This is a genomic window from Arthrobacter sp. YAF34 (assembly GCF_052113245.1).
GTDB lineage: Bacteria > Actinomycetota > Actinomycetes > Actinomycetales > Micrococcaceae > Arthrobacter.
Genome location: NZ_JBFRCV010000006.1, coordinates 151,717 through 171,612 on the forward strand (window position 1 = coordinate 151,717; position 19,896 = coordinate 171,612).

19 protein-coding genes, 1 tRNA gene, 1 pseudogene and 1 riboswitch are annotated in these 19,896 nt (G+C 68.7%); of the genes and pseudogenes, 12 read left to right on the forward strand and 9 right to left on the reverse strand.

Annotated features, from left to right (window positions below; all coding sequences use genetic code 11):
- Nucleotides 1-131: 131 nt before the first annotated feature.
- Nucleotides 132-383, reverse strand: a complete 252-nt coding sequence (locus tag AB4Y72_RS09535; protein WP_441425921.1) for a hypothetical protein — start codon at nt 381-383, stop codon at nt 132-134.
- A 326-nt stretch (nt 384-709) separates the two neighbouring features.
- Between AB4Y72_RS09535 and AB4Y72_RS09540 the strand changes: the two genes are divergently transcribed.
- Nucleotides 710-1,054, forward strand: a complete 345-nt coding sequence (locus AB4Y72_RS09540) for a hypothetical protein (RefSeq protein ID WP_441425922.1) — start codon at nt 710-712, stop codon at nt 1,052-1,054.
- A gap of 601 nt (nt 1,055-1,655) precedes the next feature.
- Nucleotides 1,656-1,943: a hypothetical protein gene (locus AB4Y72_RS09545; protein WP_441425923.1), complete on the forward strand. Its 288-nt coding sequence runs from the start codon at nt 1,656-1,658 to the stop codon at nt 1,941-1,943.
- Between the two features lie 228 nt (nt 1,944-2,171).
- Here the strand turns inward: AB4Y72_RS09545 and AB4Y72_RS09550 are convergent, their stop codons facing one another.
- Nucleotides 2,172-2,426: a hypothetical protein gene (locus AB4Y72_RS09550; protein ID WP_441425924.1), complete on the reverse strand. Its 255-nt coding sequence runs from the start codon at nt 2,424-2,426 to the stop codon at nt 2,172-2,174.
- 219 nt (nt 2,427-2,645) lie between these two features.
- A tRNA-Ser gene (locus AB4Y72_RS09555) sits at nt 2,646-2,735 on the reverse strand.
- A 128-nt stretch (nt 2,736-2,863) separates the two neighbouring features.
- Between AB4Y72_RS09555 and AB4Y72_RS09560 the strand changes: the two genes are divergently transcribed.
- From AB4Y72_RS09560 to AB4Y72_RS09575, 4 genes are read left to right on the forward strand one after another with little or no spacing between them, the layout of a single operon-like run.
- Nucleotides 2,864-3,925 (forward strand): dehydrogenase, encoded by a 1,062-nt coding sequence (locus AB4Y72_RS09560; protein ID WP_441425925.1) that lies wholly within the window; start codon nt 2,864-2,866, stop codon nt 3,923-3,925.
- Between the two features lie 3 nt (nt 3,926-3,928).
- Complete coding sequence (locus AB4Y72_RS09565) at nt 3,929-4,327, forward strand: 6-pyruvoyl trahydropterin synthase family protein (RefSeq protein ID WP_441425926.1); 399 nt, start codon at nt 3,929-3,931, stop codon at nt 4,325-4,327.
- Between the two features lie 9 nt (nt 4,328-4,336).
- Entirely contained in the window at nt 4,337-5,488 is a 1,152-nt protein-coding gene (locus AB4Y72_RS09570) for a glycosyltransferase (protein ID WP_441425927.1), read from the forward strand.
- A gap of 48 nt (nt 5,489-5,536) precedes the next feature.
- Nucleotides 5,537-6,886 (forward strand): DNA glycosylase AlkZ-like family protein, encoded by a 1,350-nt coding sequence (locus AB4Y72_RS09575; protein ID WP_441425928.1) that lies wholly within the window; start codon nt 5,537-5,539, stop codon nt 6,884-6,886.
- 10 nt (nt 6,887-6,896) lie between these two features.
- Here the strand turns inward: AB4Y72_RS09575 and AB4Y72_RS09580 are convergent, their stop codons facing one another.
- Entirely contained in the window at nt 6,897-7,397 is a 501-nt protein-coding gene (locus tag AB4Y72_RS09580) for a nucleoside deaminase (protein ID WP_441425929.1), read from the reverse strand.
- 89 nt (nt 7,398-7,486) lie between these two features.
- Between AB4Y72_RS09580 and AB4Y72_RS09585 the strand changes: the two genes are divergently transcribed.
- From AB4Y72_RS09585 to AB4Y72_RS09600, 4 genes and pseudogenes are all read left to right on the forward strand, one after another.
- Nucleotides 7,487-8,341, forward strand: a complete 855-nt coding sequence (locus tag AB4Y72_RS09585; protein WP_441425930.1) for a phosphatase PAP2 family protein — start codon at nt 7,487-7,489, stop codon at nt 8,339-8,341.
- 12 nt (nt 8,342-8,353) lie between these two features.
- The gene (gene upp / locus AB4Y72_RS09590) at nt 8,354-8,989 is read left to right on the forward strand and encodes a uracil phosphoribosyltransferase (RefSeq protein WP_441425931.1); all 636 of its coding nucleotides are present in this window, start codon (nt 8,354-8,356) and stop codon (nt 8,987-8,989) included.
- A gap of 65 nt (nt 8,990-9,054) precedes the next feature.
- Nucleotides 9,055-9,432: a VOC family protein gene (locus AB4Y72_RS09595; RefSeq protein WP_441425932.1), complete on the forward strand. Its 378-nt coding sequence runs from the start codon at nt 9,055-9,057 to the stop codon at nt 9,430-9,432.
- Nucleotides 9,433-9,487: 55 nt separating this feature from the next.
- Nucleotides 9,488-10,184: pseudogene (locus AB4Y72_RS09600) on the forward strand (HAD-IA family hydrolase).
- Between the two features lie 114 nt (nt 10,185-10,298).
- Here the strand turns inward: AB4Y72_RS09600 and AB4Y72_RS09605 are convergent.
- Together AB4Y72_RS09605 and AB4Y72_RS09610 are read right to left on the reverse strand one after the other, a co-directional pair.
- A complete protein-coding gene (locus AB4Y72_RS09605; protein WP_441425933.1) occupies nt 10,299-12,368 on the reverse strand; it encodes a glycosyltransferase family 39 protein in 2,070 nt (689 codons plus the stop codon).
- The gene (locus AB4Y72_RS09610) at nt 12,369-13,817 is read right to left on the reverse strand and encodes a glycosyltransferase (protein ID WP_441425934.1); all 1,449 of its coding nucleotides are present in this window, start codon (nt 13,815-13,817) and stop codon (nt 12,369-12,371) included.
- Between the two features lie 297 nt (nt 13,818-14,114).
- Here AB4Y72_RS09610 and AB4Y72_RS09615 point away from each other — a divergent pair, with 297 nt between their 5' ends.
- The gene (locus AB4Y72_RS09615) at nt 14,115-14,678 is read left to right on the forward strand and encodes a dihydrofolate reductase family protein (RefSeq protein ID WP_441425935.1); all 564 of its coding nucleotides are present in this window, start codon (nt 14,115-14,117) and stop codon (nt 14,676-14,678) included.
- Nucleotides 14,679-14,793: 115 nt separating this feature from the next.
- Here AB4Y72_RS09615 and AB4Y72_RS09620 read toward each other — a convergent pair whose 3' ends face one another.
- From AB4Y72_RS09620 to AB4Y72_RS09630, 3 genes are all read right to left on the reverse strand, one after another.
- The gene (locus AB4Y72_RS09620) at nt 14,794-15,585 is read right to left on the reverse strand and encodes a hypothetical protein (RefSeq protein ID WP_441425936.1); all 792 of its coding nucleotides are present in this window, start codon (nt 15,583-15,585) and stop codon (nt 14,794-14,796) included.
- A riboswitch (cyclic di-AMP (ydaO/yuaA leader) is annotated at nt 15,585-15,754 on the reverse strand. (Overlaps the previous gene by 1 nt.)
- A gap of 165 nt (nt 15,755-15,919) precedes the next feature.
- Entirely contained in the window at nt 15,920-17,542 is a 1,623-nt protein-coding gene (locus AB4Y72_RS09625; RefSeq protein ID WP_441425937.1) for a HAMP domain-containing sensor histidine kinase, read from the reverse strand.
- Nucleotides 17,543-17,545: 3 nt separating this feature from the next.
- The gene (locus AB4Y72_RS09630; RefSeq protein ID WP_441425938.1) at nt 17,546-18,286 is read right to left on the reverse strand and encodes a response regulator transcription factor; all 741 of its coding nucleotides are present in this window, start codon (nt 18,284-18,286) and stop codon (nt 17,546-17,548) included.
- Nucleotides 18,287-18,529: 243 nt separating this feature from the next.
- Between AB4Y72_RS09630 and AB4Y72_RS09635 the strand changes: the two genes are divergently transcribed.
- The gene (locus AB4Y72_RS09635; protein WP_441425939.1) at nt 18,530-19,465 is read left to right on the forward strand and encodes a hypothetical protein; all 936 of its coding nucleotides are present in this window, start codon (nt 18,530-18,532) and stop codon (nt 19,463-19,465) included.
- Nucleotides 19,466-19,896 lie beyond the last annotated feature (431 nt).

A 19,896-nucleotide genomic window follows, 5' to 3' on the forward strand; every position in this document is an offset into this window, starting at 1 on the left:
CGGAACCCCTATGGCCCAGGCCAGATGAGTGTGGCAGTTTGATTCAGGACCGGTGTGACGACTGGAACGACGAATGCCACCCCTTCGTCTGGTCGAAGACCCAGGAACGCGACACTAGATCCGAAGGACCCCTACCGTAGAGCTTCCGGGATGCCGAATCGCCTCCCAATGAGTATGCGGACGGCCGCTTCTAAGGGCTGATCTTCCAGCTCAACGCCCTCCTCTCCGTAATACACGCCCGTTTCGTCGCCCACCGCTTCGATGTCCAAAAGGTTGAGGACCTCGGCCACGCGCACCTGATACTCAGTGGCGGTCATTTGGCGAGACGCACGAACTGGAATTGTGCTGAGGATGCGCGCCACTTCGGCATCGGATTCGGTCATGGGCGCACTTTTCCATGACGTTCGCCACTGCACAAGGGGGCACTTCGGATCTAGTACGGGAGTATGAGGCGACGTTAGTCTCGATGGAGGTGAGCCCATCCTCCCGCGGCACCCGCCGGCAGAACCCTGTCGGCGCAGGTTCCGATACCGGCGGGTCGTCGTGCAAACGCCGACCAGGCTGCTGGCCGCTTGTTCGGCCGAGAATGCGCAGTCAATCCACAACATAATGACCGTTATGTTGTGGGCGTTGATGTCGTACGACGGTGCGGCACACGAGGAGGCGGCCGGCCTGAACTTCAGAACACGTGCTGTGTTAGTCCTGGTCCATGAGCTCAGCAACCAAATCCCGAACGACGTTCTATTCCTCGGAGCTAAGCCGAGCCTCCGTTGAAGTTTTTGCGGCTGCGGCTGATCACCCTGTTCGGTTCACCCGTCGCGACGGTGGGTCCCTGATGCTGATGTCGGAGAACGCAGATCAGGCAAGGGCTTCGTTGCTGGAACTGGCGGCACAGCTTGTCGCGGTCTCAACCAGCGCGGATGGACCTCTCGCAGCTCGAATGAGCGACCGCTTTTCTTGGATGCTGGCCCTGAGCTCAGGCGATTACTTCTGCATCCCTGTCCGGGGGAGCCTTGTCTTCAGTGATTGGCGGCTTTCCAGAGCCATCGTGTAAAACTGCATGCTTGATTCGCGCCGCCGCAGGTCCTACTCTCTCTGCCGGGCTTCCGTGGCTTCCTTTGTATTTTGCGCACCCTGTCGGACTAGGGCGCCGACGAAGAAGACCGCGATCAGGCCACCAAGGGCAGCGATGAAGGCGATTACCGCGGAGATGGACTCGTACAAGGACATCCCGAAGATAGTCCACCTCCCATTGCCAACGGTGGAGAATCGCTAGCACCCGGGGAAAGCCGAGGTAAGCCCTGGCAGGGGTTCTTGATACGCATTGCCCGGGTGCGCGGCGAGGACAATGACCAGCATCGGCTGCCGGCGGCGCGTCCTTCTACTGTCTCCTCGAACGGCAGGTGCCGGATCGACAAGACGGAGAAGACTCTTTTTCGCAGATGCTTCAGGGCCTGGCGGCCGCGACGCGTGATGCCGGGCTCCTGACAGGCAGTTGGGGTGCCTCGAAGCGTTGGAGGGCGCGGCATGGTGCGTCCGGCGCTGCCCTCATACGTAGCACCATAACGACAGCCACGGGCTGTCGAGTTGGTTGGTCTTGAAGCCCCGCAGGGGCTGTACTCTTGCGAAGTCAGTCGTGCAAATCAGGGGGAAAAGTGGAATTCAAACGTTCAGCCGGGGTCTTCGTGGCCGGGATTTCGTTGTTCCTTGGGGGCCCGCTTCTGAGCTATGCCGGGCTACTCTTCGTAGCTTTGTCTGCTGCGAGGAACGACAGAGGCTTGATCACCGTGTTTGTTAGTCTGTCGATTTTCGGGGCGTTGCTCGGCCTGCTGGGGTTCTTCATGCTGCTCGTGGCCGCGCACCGGGCCTTAACCAAGATTGATGCGCTGCCCGTGCGCATACCGTCAGCACAGCGGCAGACCTGGCCTGCGGACCCGGTCTGACAGCCAACTCACCGACCACGTGTCGGATTCTTGGACAGCGAGTGCCCCTACCGTCTGATGGGTGTCAGCGGCAGCATGCGGCGCCCTCCGGTGGCTTCGGGTGGCGGGGCTGCCGCAGGGAACTGCCGCAGCAACGTGACGGCGTCATCGATGGCGGCCTTTGTTTTCAGGAGTGAGCGTGGATTTTTCCTTCAGGTGCGGTACAAGAGCACGCACCGGATCAAGTTCTCAGAGGTCGGCCCCTACAACCACGTGAGCGCGGGAAACTACGCGACCTGTTACGCACCGGATGGAGCGAAAGTGCTCCCGGTACGCGAACGAGGCGTGCTTGGTGGAAGCGATTTGCAGGGCATGGGAAGCGATCTGCAGAGCATGGTCGGCGACGTACACCGGGGTGCCCAAAGCGTTGAACCGGTCCAGGCTCGGGTCGATGTGGTCCATGCGGCGCCGGTACAGCGAGGCGACTCCGGTGCGCGGGCCCATGACGAAGTCGTCGCAGGAAGGATCCTTGGTTCACAGGGCCCGGCCATCGCCTGTGAGCGCCAGCCCTGGAAGGCAACCCGTTGCGGGGCCTTCACGACTGGTGGCTGGCCACGAGTGCCCTAGCTAAATTTTGCCAATTCTTTGCCAACGTGCCAGCCCCGGGCAAAGCAAAGGCCCCTGTTTCCCTTGTAAACAAAGGGAAGCAGGGGCCTCGCTACGTGGCGGTGACGGTGGGATTTGAACCCACGTTGGCTTTTACACCAAACAACATTTCGAGTGTTGCACCTTCGGCCGCTCGGACACGTCACCAACCTGACTAGGGTACCGGAGCAAGGCGCCCATCGACAAAACGAGCCGCACCAGCAGCCGAACAAACCCGTTGCCTGCGCGCGGCGCCCTTCCCCGGGACCCGGCAGGGCACTAGATTCGGGAGCACCATGACTACTTCTCAAGGACCCGCCGTGTCTGTTCGGCACGCCACCGCCTACTGGACCGTCGGCCCGGAGCAGGGCGAGCTCCGCAGCGAGGACCTGTCCGCCCCCGGCCCCGGCGAGGCACTCGTCCGGACCCTGTATTCGGGCATCAGCAAGGGCACCGAGCTCGTGGTCCATCACGCCAGCGTCCCGGCGTGCGTCGCCGGAGCCATGGCCGCCCCCAACCAGGAGGGCGACTTTCCGTACCCGGTGAAGTTCGGCTATCTCACCGTGGGCGTGGTCGAGGACGGCCCTGACGGCTGGGTTGGCAAGCGCGTTTTCTGCCTCTACCCGCACCAGGACCGCTTCGTGGTTCCGGTCGGGTCACTCACGGTGATCCCCGACGGCGTCCCGGCCCGCCGCGCGGTGCTCACCGGCACGGTGGAAACCGCCGTCAACGGCCTCTGGGAGGCCGGACCCCTCCTGGGCGACAGGGTTGCCGTGATCGGCGCCGGACTCGTTGGCGGCATGGTGGCCAAGCTCCTCGCCGGTTTTCCCCTGGAGCGGTTGCAGCTGATCGACGTCGACCCCGCCAAACGCGCGTTCGCGGACGCCCTCGGGGTCGACTTCAGCCACCCCGACGACGCCCTGGCGGACTGTGACATCGTGATCCATTGCTCTGCCTCGCAGGAAGGCCTGCAGCGGAGCCTGCGGCTGGTGGGGGACGAGGGCGACATCATCGAAATGTCCTGGTACGCCGACCGGAGCGTCACGCTGCCGCTGGGGGAGGACTTCCACGCCCGCCGCCTGTCCATCCGGGCCAGCCAAGTCGGGATGGTGGCCCGCGCCCGCCGGCACCGCCGCACCAACGCCCAACGCCTCGCGCTCGCCGTGTCCCTGTTGCAGGACCCGGTCTTTGACGTCTTCCTCACGGGAGCCTCCACGTTCGCGGAGCTTCCCGGCGTCGTCCAGCGGCTCGCCGACGGGACCCTGGACGCGCTGTGCCACGTAATCGAATACCCGTCCGGCGAAGCCCAATCCGCAGAATCCCCATCCACCGTCCAGCCCACCGAAGCCACGAGGTAGCCCGTGTTCAGTCTTACCGTCCGCCGCAACTTCATGATCGCCCACAGCCTTCCCCGCGAAGTCTTCGGCCCGGCCCAGGGCCTGCACGGGGCCACCTTCGTCACCGAGGTGACGTTCCGCCGTCGTCGGCTCAATGACGACGCGATCGTGCTGGACATCGGCGCGGCAGGGGACACCGTGGACCAGATCCTTGACGATCTGAACTACAAGAACCTCGACGAGCACCCCGACTTCGCCGGCAAGCTGAGCACCACCGAGGCCCTGGCCCGGTACATCGGGGACGCCGTCGCCGCGCAGATCCGCGTCGGCAGGGACGGCCGCGCGCTCACCGGGCTGGACGTTACCCTGCGGGAGACCCCCGACGCGTGGGCCAGTTACTCGCTGGACTTCGAGGCCAGCTAAGCGCCGCAGATGCCGCCGGCCAGCCTGCGCATCCGGTTCGTTGTGCCCGGGAACGTCCGGCACAACTCCGGCGGGAACGTCTACAACGCCGCGCTCGCCGCCGAACTCACGGCCCTCGGCGCCGACGTGGAAACCTGCCCGCTCGACGGCGCCTGGCCGGGCGGCAGCGCCCGGGACCGCCGGCGCCTGGCCCGGCTCCTTTGCACTGCGACGCCGGGCTCCGTGACGCTGGTGGACAGCCTCCTCGCATGCGGCGCGCCCGACGAGCTGGAGGCGGCCGCCGCCGCCGGACAACGGGTGTGGGTTCTGCTGCACATGCCTTTGCCGGAGCATCCGGAGCGCGAACGCCGGGCCCTGCAGGCCGCGGCCGGGGTCATCTGCATCAGCCGTTCGGCCGCGGCGGGCATCCGCGCCCGGCACGGCCTGGACGGCATCAGGGTGGCCCTCCCCGGTACTGCACCGGCCGCCCTGGCGGCGGGCAGCCTGTCCGCGGGCTCCGGCGTGCCGCACTTCATCGCCGTGGCCGCGCTGCTGCCGAACAAGGACCAGATGCTCCTGCTGGCCGCGCTTTCCCGCCTCACGGACCTGCCCTGGACGGCGTCCCTCATCGGCTCCGACACCGCCGATCCGGCCTATGCCGCGCAACTCCGGGCGGAGGTGGACGGGCTGGGCTTGACCCGGCGGCTCAGCATTCCGGGCGAGCTCCGCGGCCCGGCGCTGGACGCCGAATGGGGTGCGGCCGACCTCAGCCTGTTGATTTCCCGGGCCGAAACCTATGGCCTGGTGGTCACGGAGTCCCTGGCCCGCGGCGTTCCCGTTCTGGTGCGTGAGGGCACCGGCGCCGTCGAGGCGCTCGCCGCCGGCACCCTCAAAGACACCCTTCACGGCGGCCCGTTCGGGCCGCCGCCGGACGAGGTGCCGGAGTCTGACCTGCCGGAGTCTGAGCTGCCTGGCGCCGCCGTCGGCCTCGGGACGGACCCGGCCCCGCTAGCGGACCTGCTCCGGCGCTGGTTGAGCGAGCCCGGACTGAGGCAACGCTGGCGGGATGCGGCCGCGGCGGCACGCGGCCGGCTGCCCGGCTGGGACGCCACCGCGCGGACCGTCTTGGAGTCTCTGGCGACCGGGACTGCAGACTCGGGGAAAACGGACAGTGCGGGTTGATTCCCCTTCTTGATACCGCTGACGGGGAAGCTGTTGGAGAATGAGCCCATGAGCAACCTGCCTGTGACGACGCACCCGGGGTCGACCAACGCGCCCGCCACCCTGCCGGAACCACAGAGCCTGACCCCGGAACGGCTCCGGGCGTGGGCCTGGCACCGGCAGGGCCTGGACGGCTCGCTGGCCGGCCGTACGGCGGAGCAGGTGTTCGCCCGGGCAGGCTGGGCCCGGTCCGTCGGCGGCGCCAACCCGTACCTCACGCTCTTCGCTCGCGCCGGCATCCGCCGCGAGCAGGTGGACGCCGACGTCGTCGCCCACCGGATCCTTGAGCTTCCCGCGGCCCGCGGCTGCACCTACGTCCTGGGCCGGGACGACTTCGCCTGGGCCCTGCAGCTGGGCCGGGACGCGGCCGACTCGGCCTTCAGGGTGGTGGGCAGACTCGGCGTGGACCGCGGCGAAATCACGCTGCTGGAAGAGCAGGTGATCCACACCCTTGCCGAAGCGGAGGGACCGATGGATCCGCGGCAGCTCAAGGACGAGCTCGGCGATTCCGTGCGCAACCTCGGCGAGGAAGGCAAGAAGAAGGGCGCCACCACCACGCTGCCCACCGCCTTGGGGATCCTGCAGTCCGACGGCCGGATCCGCCGGGTCCCCGCGAACGGGCGCCTGGACCAGCAGCGCTACGCCTACGAGCCCTGGGGCCTCCCGCCGAGCGGCCTCGACGACGGCGACGCGCGTACCGAGCTGATCCGCCGCTACCTGGGCTGGACCGGCGGCGCCACCTTCAAACAATCGCAGTGGTTCACGGCGTTCACCGTGGCGCAGACCAAAGCGGCGCTCGCCGCCGTCGGCGCCGTCGAGGTGCCCACCGCGCAGTCCACCGGCGGGAGAGAGGCACAGGCCGCCGCCGGGGGCGACGCGCTGTGGATGCTGCCCGACGACGTCGGCCGGCTCGCCGCCTTCGAGGAACCCGCAGGGGAACAGATCCAGCTGCTCGCCGGCACGGACTCGCTGTTCCTGCTGCGCCGGAACGCGGCGGACCTGCTCGCCGAGGAAGACCGGGACAAGCCGGCGCTGGAGTCGCTCGCGCTGCAGGCGGACCTCCCGGACCACCCCATCCTGGACCGCGGCAGGATCATCGGGCTCTGGCAGTACGAACCGGCCAAGGAGCGGATCGTGCCGTGGCTGTTCCACGGCGCCACGCCCGCCGTGACGCAGCGGATCGCCGAGGTGGAGGCCTGGATCCGCGAGGACCTCGGTGATTTCCGGGCCTTCAGCCTCGACTCGCCGGCCTCCCGGCAGAAGCGGATCGACGCGCTCGCGGCATCGGCAGCAGCCTCGGCGGCGGAAACGGCGGCGGCGGCCGCCACCGGCAGCGCCGGCGGCGGCGCTTCGGGCTAGCCGGAACGGATCAGGCGCGGTGTCCGGCGAAGAACTCCCGCAGGAGCGCGGCGCATTCCTGCTCCCGGACGCCTGCATAGACTTCCACCCAATGGTTGAGCCGGCGCTCGCGGAGGATGTCGAACACGGACCCCGCGGCCCCGGCCTTCTCGTCCCAGGCGCCGAACACCACCCGCGGAATCCTGGCCAGGACGATCGCTCCGGCGCACATCGCACAGGGCTCCAGGGTGACCACCAGGGTGCAGTCTTCCAGCCGCCAGCCGTCGTCGCCCCCGCCTTCCAAGGCCCGGCGCGCCCGCAACCGGGCGGCGGCCTCCCGGATGGCGACCATCTCGGCATGGGCCGTCGGGTCCCCAAGGGCCTCGCGTTCATTCCGGCCGGCGCCCAGCACCGAACCGTCCGGACCTATCACGACGGCGCCGATCGGCACGTCCTCGGTGGCCAGGGCATTCCGGGCCTCGGCCAGGGCAAGGCTCATCCATTGGGCATGGCGGGGCTCCGGGGAAGTCATGGGTCAATGATAGTTTCGACCCTAAGCATGCTGTTCAGCACGGCTGTGCAGCCCACGGGTTTAGATCGTCAAGTGTTCGGGAGACAGCAGTGGTCACGGAAACAGAGAACTGGCTGACGCGGCGCTGGGGCAAGTGGGTGGTGCCCTACGCTGCGCTGTGGATCACCATGCTGATCGGCGGCGTGGCGGTGGTGATTCTGGCGCTGTTCAGCGCCGAGGTCTACGACAACGTGGTGGACAGCGCCGGCCTCGCAAACCTGGACAAGCCGGCACTGGCGTTCATGGAGCATTTGCGCAACCCCGGCTTGGACGCCTTCGTCACCGGGTTCACCAACATCGGCGGCGGCATCGGCATGCCCATCCTGGCCAGCATCCTGACCGCGCTCCTGATTTATACCTCCCGCAGCTGGCGGCCGCTGATCCTGATCGGCGGGGCCGCCGCCGTCTCCATCACGGCGACCTCCCTGGGCAAGAAACTGATCGGCCGTACCCGCCCGGACCACGCCGACGCCGTGCCGCCCTTCGAGAACTCGCCGTCGTTCCCGAGCGGGCACACGCTGAACACCACGGTCGTGATCGCGCTCGTGGTGTACCTGGCCTGCCTGCAGATCAAGCGGACCAGCGCCCGGATCGCCCTGATCACCGCGGGTGTGATCTTCATCGTCGCAATGGGCCTCAGCCGGGTCTTTCTGGGCCACCACTGGATGACCGATGTGATCTTCGGGTGGGTGCTGGGACTGGCCTGGGTGGGGATCGTGATCCTGGCCCACCGGCTCTTCCACGGGCTCCGGCACCGCGAACACGCGGGCCCCGCGCCGACCTTTGAGCACCCCGCCCACCTGCATGAGGGCGCCGCCGGCGGCACTGCCAGCGGCACGTCTCCGGCCGGCGCGAGCGACGCCGAGACTCCCGGCCCCGCGGGACGGTCCTCGCCTCCCGGGTGATAGTTTTGACCCATGCGCACTCTCGTTGTGGACCACCCGCTGGTCGCCCATAAGCTCACCGTTCTGCGGGACAAGAACACCCCGTCCCCGGTGTTCCGCCAGCTCACCGAGGAGCTCGTCACGCTCCTCGCCTACGAGGCCACGCGTGACGTCCGCACCGAACCGGTGACCATCGAGACGCCCGTCAGCACCACCGTCGGCACCGCCTTCACCAAGCCCACCCCGCTGGTGGTCCCGATTCTCCGCGCCGGACTCGGCATGCTCGAGGGCATGACCAAACTGGTCCCCACCGCCGAGGTCGGCTTCCTGGGTATGGCCCGCGATGAAGAAACGCTGGACATCATCACGTACGCCGAGCGCCTCCCGGAAGACCTCACGGACCGCCAGATCTTCGTCCTCGATCCCATGCTGGCCACCGGCGGAACCCTGCGCGAGGCCATCAAGTTCCTCTTCAAGCGCGGTGCTTCCGACGTCACGTGCATCTGCCTCCTCGCGGCCCCCGAGGGCCTGGCCAAGCTGGAAGAGGAGCTGTCCGACGCCAACGTGACAATCGTCCTGGCCTCGATCGACGAGAAGCTGAACGAGAAGTCCTACATCGTGCCCGGCCTCGGCGACGCGGGAGACCGCCTGTACGGCGTCGCCGGCTAGGAGCGCTCAAGCGCAACGCCGGGGATGCCTTCCGCATCGCCGCGGCCCGCGCTAGCCTGTCCGCCATGGACTGGAAACTTGAACTCGTGTTTGTCCCCGTGTCCGATATTGACCGGGCCAAGGATTTCTACGTCAACAAGGTGGGCTTCAACGCCGACTACGACGAGCGGCCCATGGACGGCATCCGGTTTGTCCAGCTGACGCCGCCGGGCTCCGGCTGCTCGATTGCGATCGGGGAGGGCCTCAACGACGCCCCGCCCGGTACGGCCCCGAGCCTGCAGCTCGTGGTCGGCGACATCGAGGCCGCGCACCGGCAGCTCAAGGACAACGGCGTGGACGTCAGCGACATCGACGTCCAGGACTGGGGCCACTTCCTCTACTTCGCCGACCCGGACGGCAACAAGTGGGCCGTGCAGTACATCCCAGGCCGGCCCAACGGCTAATCCCGCCGAAGCGCGGGCGGAGCCTGCTCCGGGTGCACGGCAGGGGTGTGCGGGTATGAGGCAGGATGGAGCCATGACCCTTCCTCGCCCGCGCCGTGCCACGACCCTGACCGCCCGCGCCGTCCTGTTCGACATGGACGGCACCCTGGTGGATTCCACCAGCATCGTGGAGCGGGTGTGGACCACTTTCGCCGGCCGCTACGGCCTGGATATCGGGGAAATCCTGCGCTCCTCCCACGGGGTCCAGGCGATGGACACGGTGCGCAGGTTCGCCCCGGCCGGCGCCGACGTCCATGCCCTGGCGGCCGAACTCGGCCGGATGGAGCTGGCCGAGACGCGCGGCATTGTCCCGGTGCCGGGCGCAGTGGAACTGCTGGCGGTCCTCCCGCCGGATGCCGTCGCTGGTGACGAGTGCTTCCCGGGACCTGGCGGAGGTCCGGATGGCTGCCGCGGGCATCGGCGTGCCGGCGGCCTCGGTCACGTCCGAGGACGTGGCCCGGGGCAAGCCGCACCCTGAGGGATACCTTCGGGCGGCCGCCCTGCTGGGGGTGCACCCGGACGACGCGCTGGTGTTCGAGGACGCCCCGGCGGGCATCGCCGCGGGCCTCGCCGCCGGTATCCGGACCGTCGCGGTCGGGCCCAATGCCGGCGACCTACCGGACGGTGTGCACCACATTCCCGACTACTCCGGGCTCTCCGTCAGCACGCACCTCACCCGCGCCGGGCTCCGGACCCTCTCCCTCAGCTTCTAGGTTGACGATCGCGCCGCTGTGTGTGTGGGGCGGCCGCGGCGGAGAGCGAGTAGGACTCAGCGTAGGGGCAGGTGTTTCGCCGGAGCGCGGTCCCAGGGTGCCAGTCATGGCCGTCTACGCCCCCAGCTTGTAGACGGTGGCGTTGCCCACGGTCTGGGCCTGATAGTTGGCCGCGACCCAGGTGGCGACCTCGGAGTTGCCGCCGCGGCCCCCGCCCATGCCGCCCATACCGCCGCCGGAAATGAAGTAGCCGATCTCGCCGCGGTCCACCATCGCCTGGAACTGTGCGAGCGTGGGGTAGGGGTCGCCGCCATTCCAGCCGCCGAGCGCGATCACGCTGGTGCCCGTGGCGAGTTCCAGGCTGGCGGCCTGGGTGGCGCCGGAGACAATCGCGGACCACTTGGCGTTGGAAGACTTCAGCAGCGCTGTCAGCTCGGCCGAGGCCGTTGCTTCGCCCGGTCCGCTGGGTCCGCCTCCTGAGGAGGCGCCGGACGTGCCGGCGTTCGCGCGGTCGCCGAATGCCCTGCCTGCCGCCCCGAACCCGCCGCCCATCGCCGACGCGGTGGGCCCGGACGTGGGGATCGAACCGGAGTGCGGCTGGGCCGCCGTCGCCAACGTCCACGCGGTGCTGCCGAGTCCGCCGGCCAGCAGGGAGAGAACCACGACGCCGGCGGTGGCGGCCTTGCGGAGCCGCGCCGGAACCGCCGACAGGGTGTTCGCGCCGGCCACGAGCGGGAGCAGCAGCGCCGCGGCGGCCAGGAGGCCCAGGACCACGGTGAGCACCCGGAGCCCGGGGAGCCAGGACGGGTCGCGGCCCAGGAGCGCGGCGGACCAGACCGAGGTGGCGAGCACCGTCACGGCCAGGACAGTCCGCGCCGGCCAGTAGGCGCGGCCCCGCCACAGTTCCACGGACCCGATGCCGGACAGGGCTGCGACCGCGGGGGCCAGCGCCACGGCGTAGTACGGATGCACGGTGCCGCTCATGAAGCTGAAGATCCCGGCCGTGACCACCAGCCAGCCGCCCCACAGCAGGAGCGCCGCCCGGGTTTTCGAGGTCCTCGCCTCGCGCCTGGTGAACCACAGGCCGGCGGCCAGCAGGATCAGGGCCGCCGGCAGGAACCAGGACACCTCGCCGCCGAAGCTGGTGCCGAACATCCGGGTGATCCCGGCCGCGCCGCCGAAGCCGACGTTACCGTTGCCGCCCGGGCCTCCGATGCCGCCCATGGTGCCTCCGGCGGGCATGCCTCCGCCGGACCCCGTGATGCGGCCCAGGCCGTTGTAGCCGAACGTGAGTTCCAGGAAGCTGTTGGTCTCCGAGCCGGCCATGTACGGCCGGGCCGAGGCCGGGGTCAGCTGGAACAGGACGATGTAGCTTCCGGCCACGACGGCGATCCCTCCGGCGGCGGCCAGCAGGTGCAGGAGCCGGCGGCCCAGGGTGGTGGGGGCCGCCCACAGGTAGGCCAGGGCAAGCCCGGGCACAATCAGGAAACCCTGCAGCATCTTGGTCAGGAACGCCAGGCCGATCACCGCGCCGGCCGCGGCGAGCCATGTCCAGCCGGCCTTCTCGACGGCGCGGGTGGTGAGGTAGGCCGCCAGCACCAGGCACAGGGTGAGCATGGCGTCGGGGTTGTTGAACCGGAACATGAGGGCGGCCACGGGGGTCAGCGCCAGGGCGCCGCCGGCCAGCAGGCCAGCCGCCGGCCCGGACACCCGCTTGACGGTCAGGTAGAGAAGCCCGACGGCGGCTACCCCCATGAGTGCCTGGGGAATGAGCATGCTCAACGCCGAGAAGCCGAAGAGCCGCCCCGCGAGGGCAGGGATCCACAGGGCGGCGGGCGGCTTGTCCACCGTGATGGCGTTCCCGGCGTCGAGCGATCCGAAGAGCAGCGCGGTCCAGTCCTTGGTCCCTGCCTGGATCGCCGCGGCGTAGAAGGAGTTGCCGTAGCCCGTGGCTTCCAGGTTCCACAGGTACAACACCGCGGTGGCCACTAACAGCAGAGCTGCCGAGGGCCGCACCCACCGCGGCTGCGGTCCGAAGAGCAGCCGTTCCCGGCGGTTCAGGATTGTGGGCGGCCGGGATGCGGGCGCCCCGAATGCCGTCCCGGACGAATCACGGACTGCCGGCGGGCTGCCGGCGGGGGAGTCAGCCTGGGCTCCGGCGGTGGGGCTGATGGTTGAGGTCATTTACTTGGCCGTTTCTGTGCGGGGGAGAGATGCGTCGGGGGCGCCGGACGCCGGAGCAGTGTCGGCGGGCCGGCCGCGGAAGACCACCAGCCGGAAGAGCAGGAATTTGACGGCCGTAGCGGCCAGATTGGCGGCCGTGACGGTGACGAGTTCCAGCCAGCGGTCCGGGGTTCCGGCCGAAGCGCCGTGGACCAGGGTGAGCGCGCCCGAGGTCAGGGCCAGTCCGATGCCGAAGACCAGCAGTCCCTCGAAGTGGTGCCGGGCCGCCTGGCTGCTGCCCTGGATGCCGAAGGTGAAGCGCCGGTTGGCCGCGGTGTTGGCCACGGCGGTGGTGAGCAACGCGAGGAAATTTGCCAGTTGCGGGTCCATGATTCCGCGGCAGAGCAGGAAGATCAGCAGGTACGCGAGCGTGGAGGCCACCCCGATGCTGCCGAAGCGGACGAGCTGTCCGAACAGGCTTCCCCCGGCGCTTTGCTCCTGGGCCCGTGAGGAGGCGGGAAGTGGACCGCGTGCCAGGGCGGCGCGCAGTTCTGGGACGGGGATCCGGCCGGAGACAAGATCCCTGCTCAGCCGTGCCATGCCGCGCAGATCCGCGAGGGCCGTCTGGACGATGTCCACGCTGGAATCCGGATCGTCGGTCCAGTCCACCGGGACTTCGTGGACGCGCAGGCCGCACTTTTCGGCCAGGACCAGCAGCTCGGTGTCGAAGAACCAGGCGTTGTCCAGGGTGTGGGGGAGCAGCTGCCGGGCTACGTCCGCCCGGATGGCCTTGAAGCCGCACTGGGCGTCGCTGAAGTGCGCGCCCAGGAGGGACTGCAGCATGAAGTTATAGCTGCGCGAGATGAATTCCCGTTTGGGTCCGCGGACCACGCGTGAGTTGCGGGTCAGCCGGGTCCCGATCGCCAGGTCGGAGTGCCCTGAAATGAGCGGGGCAAGGAGGGGCCCGAGTGCCGCCAGATCGGTGGAAAGGTCAACATCCATGTACGCCAGGACCGGCGACGGCGAGGCGAGCCACACTTTGCGGAGCGTGTTGCCGCGGCCTTTTTCAGCCATGTGGACCACGGTCACCTCGCGGAGCTCGCGGGCTACGCGTTCGGCCGTCTTGAGAGTTCCATCGGTGCTGGCGTTGTCAGCCACCGTGATCCGGAACGGGTGCGGGAAGGAACCGAGAAGGTAGGCGTGGAGCCTGCGCAGGCAGGCTTCGAGGTCCCGTTCCTCGTTGAACACCGGGATGGTGACGTCCAGCACCGGTATGGCGGTTCGCGTGTCGATGGCGTTTCGCCGGCTACGCGGGCCGGCGACGGCCGCGGCGGACGGTCCCGGGGCGGGCGCGTCGGCCAAAGCGAGTCCGGACGGCGAGGGCCCGGAGTGTGTGGCGGGTGCAGCCGGGCCGGCCGGCGTCTCCGCGGAGTGGGGCTGGGTTCCTGGGGCCTGGTCTGTGAACGTCATGGCTCAACTGTCCCGTCGCCCCATATGAGGGCTTTAGGGTCAAGCTGTGCGGGTGCTGTGGAAGTCCGGCCGATCCGGCCCGGTGATTCCAGAGTTACTGGAGCGGCTGTCCGGGGACGGTTGACCAGTGATGCCCCGCGCACGAGAATGCGAACCATGAGTGACCGCCGCGGCCTTTCCGGGCCGGCTCCGTTCACCGTCGTCGATTCGGGTCCGAATGGAGCTAACCCGAGATCGGCCCGCGGATCATCGAGGACGGGGACACGGTGGTGCTCGACGAGACGGAAGGCTGGCGCCGTGCGGAGACTGATCTACGGCATGAATCTGACCCTGGACGGCTACATCGCCGCGGCCGGCGACGACATCGGCTGGAGCGAGCCGAGCGATGAACTGTTCCAGTGGTGGCTCGACCAGGAGCGGGCTAGCAGCCTGTCGCTGTACGGCCGCAAGCTCTGGGAGACCATGAGCTCCTTCTGGCCGACCGGCGACCAGCAGCCCAACGCCACCCCGGCGGAGATCGAGTTCGCGCGGAACTGGCGGGACACGCCGAAGGTGGTGTTCTCCTCGACGATCGACAAGGTCGACTGGAACGCCCGCCTGGTCACCGGCGACGCGATCGCCGAGATCACCCGGCTCAAGGCCGGCGACGGCGGCACGATGAGCATCGGCGGCGCAACGCTCGCCGGGGCGGCTATGCGGGCCGGGCTGATCGACGAATACGTGCTAGTCACCCATCCGGTCCTGGTGGGCGGCGGCACTCCGTTCTTCACCTCGCTGGACAGCTGGGTGAACCTGAACCAGGTGGAGACGCGGACGCTTCCCGGCGGCGTGGTCATCACCAGGTACGAGACGAGGCGCTGAGCGCGATTCCTCCGCGCGGTCGGGGGAGGTCCATCTTCGGTTAAACAGTCACGCACAGAAGGCCCCGGATCCATGTGGATCCTGGGCCTTCTGGGAGGGGCTGGCTGATGCCGGCTTAGTACCAGTTGTGCGCGTAGTGGAAGTCCAGAGCGCCGCAGGGGGAGCCGTACCGCGTTTTGACGTAGTTCAGGCCCCAATTGATCTGGGTCCGGTAGTTGGTCATGTAGTCGGCCCCGGCGCTCGCCATTTTCGAGGCGGGCAGCGACTGGACCACGCCGTAGGCGCCGCTGCTGGCGTTCGTGGCGGTGGTCTTCCAGTCCGATTCCTTGGTCCAGAGCTTCTGCAGGCACTGCATCTGCCCCGGTGCCCAGCCATAGCTGCCCAGTCGGGCCGCGGCGTAGGCCTGCGCGCCGGAGGGGTCGTCGACGGCGACCGGTGCCGCCGCGGGGACCGGCGCCGCTGCGTGGACAGGTGCCGCCGGACGGGCGGGCGCCGCGGGGCTGGCCTTTGCCGGTGCGGCTGCGTGAGCGGCCGGCGCCGGTGCTGCGGCCGGCTTGGCCTCCGGAGCCTTGGACACCACGGCGCTGTTCGGCGGCGTCGTGGACCCAGTCACCTGGATGCGTTCGAAGTTGAGCTTGGCCAGCGGGTCCACGCTCGTGACGGATTCGGCGCCCGCAACATTGGCGGTGTGGGCGCCGGGCTCTGCCGCCTGGCTGGCAGCGCCGCCCCCCACCAGCAGTGCGCCGGCGACCGTGACGATGGCCGCACGGTGGCCGGTGATGCCGAGCCCGGCGGCCAGCCGGGACAGGGCGGACGCCTGCTTGGCCGGTTCGGCGCGGTGGCGGGACCTGGCGGCGTGGGAATGCGAAACGCCCTCAGGGCGCGTTTGTACGTTGAGTTCAGTCATGATTGCCTCTCAACGCCTGCGGAGTTAGCTGTCGGGTTCGGATGAGGTCATCCGGCCGCACGGAAAGTCACGTGTCGGCTTCACCCCAAGGGCGCGTGTGTGCAGAATGCCCGGGAACTCTGGGTCCCCCGCCTCTGCCTGGTCAATCGGAATCCGGGAAGCGGCAGAGTTTGGCGTCCATCCGGATGTGCGGCACCGATGGCAGCGCACTCCCAAAACGCTACAGGACCTCGACGCTTAAGTCACATTTGGGTAACAGCAGTCACATCGGCGGGGTGTCGCCTTGCGCCCGATGTACCGGCGCTCCGGGGGCGGCGGGCGCTGCCGTGGGCGGCTAGGCCGACGGCGGAGCCGCCGGCAGCCGTACGGCGAACTCCGTCCGCCCGGGCCGCGAGGTGACCTCGACGGTGCCCCCGTGGGCATGCACGATCGACTGGACGATGGACAAGCCCAACCCGCTCGTTCCCTCGGAGGTTGGCGCGGCACCGCTGCCCGCCCCGCTCTGGTTGCCGGAAACGGCGGCGGAAGCACTGCCCGCGCGGGGCCTGGCAGCGGAGCCGGCCCGGGCCCCCGCCGTCGCGACCGCGGGCTGCGCGGTGACCGCCGGATTGGAACGCGAGGCGTCGGCCCGGGCAAAGCGGGCGAAGACACGCCCGATGAATTCGGGGGCGATGCCGCTGCCGTTATCCGTCACGGTGACCACGGCGCTGCCGTCAGCCGAACGCATGACGCCCGTGACCACCGTGGTCCCGGGTTCCGTGTGCTTGCGCGCATTGGACAGGAGGTTGGCCAGGACCTGGTGAAGCTGGCTCGCATCACCGCGGACCACCACGGGCTCGTCCGGGAGTTCCAGCTGCCAGATGCGGTCCGGGGCCATGACTTTCTCATCGCTCACCGTTTCGACGGCCAGCTGGGTGAGGTCGACGTCGGCGATCTTGAGCGGTTGCCCCTCGTCCAGTCGGGCCAGCAGCAGCAGGTCCTCCACGAGCGTGGTCATCCGCTCGGACTGGCTTTGCACGCGGGCGAGGGATTTCTCGCCGTCGGGCGTGAAATGCTCGGTCATCCGCATCAGCTCCGTGTAGCCGCGGATGGCCGTGAGCGGGGTGCGGAGTTCGTGCGAGGCGTCGGCGACGAACTGCCGCACCTTCATCTCGCTCTCCTGCCGCGCCTCGAGCGCATTGGAGACGTTGTCCAGCATCTTGTTCAGCGCGTAGCCCACGCTGCCCACTTCCGTTCCGGGATGGGCCGCCGACGCCGGGACGCGCACCCCGAGTGCCACCTCCCCGGCGTCCAGCGGGAGGCGGGAGACCTTGGTGGCAACCTCGGAGAGCTGTTCCAGCGGCTTCATGGTCCGCCGGATCAGGGCCGTTCCGGCGAGGCCGATCAGCACGAGCCCGCCGGCGGACACCACCACCATGGTCCAGACGAGCGAGGCCAGGGTGCTTTCCTTTTCGGCCAGGGGAAGTCCCGTGACGATCACGTCGCCGTACGGTGCGCGCACGGCCGTGAGCCGGTACGCGCCGGCCGAGAGAGTCCGGTCCACGGGCACGGCGTTCGGGGAGAGCGCCAACAGGACCGCGTTGTCGGCGCGGGAGAGGCTCTCGAGGGTTGCGTCCCCGGCCAGGAATCCGGCGCTGCTGACCTCGCCGTCCTCCAGCCGGGCATTGAGCATCCCGACGCCCTGCCCCCGGGCATCAAGGGGGTCGCGGCGGCCGCCGGAGTTGCCGGGTCCAGGCCGGCCGAACTCGACCGAGCGGTGGGAAGCGCTGCTGAGCTGGTCATCGAGCTGCCGGGTGAGGAAAAGGTCCATGGAGGCGTAGCTGAACAGTCCTACGGCGCCGCAGATCGCCACGAGCAGTGCCATGGCGACGAGGACGAGTCGGGTGCGCAAATGCCATGTGGAGGGGTTGCGCCAATCCCGCCCGGGGGCGCGGATTACGCCGGAAAGGGAGGGCACGGATCAGTCCGCCGGCTTCAGGACGTAGCCGGCGCCGCGCACCGTATGAATCATGGGCGCATGGTTGGCATCGAGCTTCTTGCGCAGGTAGGAGATGTACAGTTCCACGATGTTCGCCTGGCCGCCGAAGTCGTAATCCCAGACCCGGTCCAGGATCTGGGCCTTGCTGATGACCCGTTTGGGGTTTTCCATGAGGTAGCGCAGCAGTTCGAACTGCGTGGCGGTCAGGTGCAGTTCCTCGCCGGCCCGGGAGACTTCGCGGGTGTCCACGTTAAGCACCAGGTCCCCCACCACGAGCTCGGCCGTGTCCATGGCGGCCACCCCGGAGCGCTGGACCAGCCGGTGCAGGCGCAGCAGGACCTCCTCCATACTGAAGGGCTTCGTGACGTAGTCATCGCCGCCGGCGGCAAGCCCGGTAATGCGGTCCTGGACGGCATCTTTGGCCGTCAGGAAGAGGGCAGGGACCTCCGGCGCAAACGCGCGGATCCTGCTCAGCAGCTCGACGCCGTCGAACCCGGGGAGCATGACGTCCAAGACCAGCACGTCGGGGCGGAATTCCTTGGCGAGCCGGACCGCTTCGGGTCCGTCGGCCGCCACGGCCACGGACCAGCCGGCCATCCGCAGGCCCATGCTCATGAGCTCGGAGAGGCTGGGCTCATCATCTACCACCAGCGCCCGGATGGGGGAGCCGTCCGGATGCGCGAGCTGGGGAAGGTTGTTGGTCATGGAGTGCGAAGTGGCCATGGGACAACTCTCCGATCTGCCGGTTAGGCGGGGCTTTGGGGACCCTGTGCGGCACCTGTGAATCCCAGCCTAGCGAGCTGGACGCCTCTCCGCGGCCAGGCGGCCTCCTCTTGCGAAACTTCCAGCCGGTCTTCGGGCCCTGACTGAAGGTCACAGGCCCGGCTGTCGGCCCGCACAGCCCAGGCACAGGATCGCTCAGCACTCTGGGGTGAACATCGAACGGCACCCTGAAGGAGAAACATCATGAGCGGTCAGCATCCCGGAACCGGTTCCGGACCAGGTCCCGAATCCGTCCCCGGCGCCACCCCAGCGCCCGCGCCAGTGAACACGCTCCACGGGGTAGGGCAGCACAACGCTGGGTACAGCGACGGCAGGTACAACGACGAGGACGCCGGCGCCACTCTGGCGCCCGCGCCCGCCTCCGGCTGGGGCGCACCGCCCCCGCCGTCGACATATCCCGCGCCGGCACCGGGCTGGGGCATGCCGCGGCAGGAGCCGCCCGCGCCCACGGCCGCAGCAGGCTGGGGTGCGCCGGGAGCCTTCCCCAGGTCACCCGGCGCGACCAAGCCCTGGACGCTCCGGCGCGGACTCGCGGTTGCCGGGGCCGCGGCAGTGCTGGCGGTCGGCGCCGGCGTGGGGGTCTACGCCCTCAGTTCAAGTTCGGCGTCAGCCGATGGCACGGCGCTCGGCGCACCAGGCGGTGGGGCCGGAGGGCAAGGCGCCGGCGGCCAGGGCTTCGCGCCGGGGATGCCCGGGTCTGCACAGGGAGGATCCGCGGCCGGCGGGATGCCCGGGCAAGGCGGCCGTGGTGACTTCGCCGCCGGCGGCATGGGCGGCGGGCTTTCCGCGGCAGTGCATGCCGACTACGTGGTGCTGCAGGGCAGTACGTACACCGCCATGGCAGAGCAGGTCGGCACGGTGAGCGACGTCAGTTCATCCTCCGTCACGGTCAAGAGCAGCGACGGGTTCACGCGCAGCTATGCGCTGGGCAGCGACGTGGTGGTGAGCAATCTGCAGCTGCGCCGCCAGCAGACCGGCGGCGGCACGGGCACCCAGTTGAGCGTGGCGGACATCGTCGCCGGGGGGACGGTGCGGATCGTGGCGACCAAGGACGGCTCCGGCTACACGGCTTCATCCGTGATGGTCGTGGCGGGGACCTCCACCGGCCAGACCAACTGACACATCCGCGGCGGTTATCCCGCCGGATCCGGTGGGTCCGGCGGCCATGACCACTCCGTGGACGTTCTGCCGGCGGCGGGGCAGGGTCCAGGTTTTTCCCAATTTGCCATGCTGTGAATAAGTTTGCCGAACTGGCCGCCTTTTGCCGAACAATATTCGGATGAAACGGTTACTTGGCGGTCGGATCGGAAAAACACTTGTTATTTTATTGATGCGCCAGAATTGTGACTTGCGCTACAATCCCGCTTTCTGTCTCACTATGTGGAACCGGGGGTCCATTGTTACTTGCAAGTTCGTATTGTTACGTTGCACACTTCCATTGTGAACAAGAACTCAACAGCACCTGCAGCCGCAGCTTCCTGGATCAGCGCACCTGCTGACACCGAGACGCGTTGTTGTCGAATGCACGCCTAACTTTTACACCCCAAGAG

Bases quoted from the DNA above. Each gene is read 5' to 3' on its own strand.
- AB4Y72_RS09535 (WP_441425921.1), bottom strand. From the start codon at position 383: ATGACCGAATCCGATGCCGAAGTGGCGCGCATCCTCAGCACAATTCCA.
- AB4Y72_RS09540 (WP_441425922.1), top strand. From the start codon at position 710: ATGAGCTCAGCAACCAAATCCCGAACGACGTTCTATTCCTCGGAGCTA.
- AB4Y72_RS09550 (WP_441425924.1), bottom strand. From the start codon at position 2,426: ATGGGCCCGCGCACCGGAGTCGCCTCGCTGTACCGGCGCCGCATGGAC.
- AB4Y72_RS09560 (WP_441425925.1), top strand. From the start codon at position 2,864: ATGACTACTTCTCAAGGACCCGCCGTGTCTGTTCGGCACGCCACCGCC.
- AB4Y72_RS09570 (WP_441425927.1), top strand. From the start codon at position 4,337: ATGCCGCCGGCCAGCCTGCGCATCCGGTTCGTTGTGCCCGGGAACGTC.
- AB4Y72_RS09575 (WP_441425928.1), top strand. From the start codon at position 5,537: ATGAGCAACCTGCCTGTGACGACGCACCCGGGGTCGACCAACGCGCCC.
- AB4Y72_RS09580 (WP_441425929.1), bottom strand. From the start codon at position 7,397: ATGACTTCCCCGGAGCCCCGCCATGCCCAATGGATGAGCCTTGCCCTG.
- upp (WP_441425931.1), top strand. From the start codon at position 8,354: ATGCGCACTCTCGTTGTGGACCACCCGCTGGTCGCCCATAAGCTCACC.
- AB4Y72_RS09595 (WP_441425932.1), top strand. From the start codon at position 9,055: ATGGACTGGAAACTTGAACTCGTGTTTGTCCCCGTGTCCGATATTGAC.
- AB4Y72_RS09605 (WP_441425933.1), bottom strand. From the start codon at position 12,368: ATGACCTCAACCATCAGCCCCACCGCCGGAGCCCAGGCTGACTCCCCC.
- AB4Y72_RS09610 (WP_441425934.1), bottom strand. From the start codon at position 13,817: ATGACGTTCACAGACCAGGCCCCAGGAACCCAGCCCCACTCCGCGGAG.
- AB4Y72_RS09620 (WP_441425936.1), bottom strand. From the start codon at position 15,585: ATGACTGAACTCAACGTACAAACGCGCCCTGAGGGCGTTTCGCATTCC.
- AB4Y72_RS09630 (WP_441425938.1), bottom strand. From the start codon at position 18,286: ATGGCCACTTCGCACTCCATGACCAACAACCTTCCCCAGCTCGCGCAT.
- AB4Y72_RS09635 (WP_441425939.1), top strand. From the start codon at position 18,530: ATGAGCGGTCAGCATCCCGGAACCGGTTCCGGACCAGGTCCCGAATCC.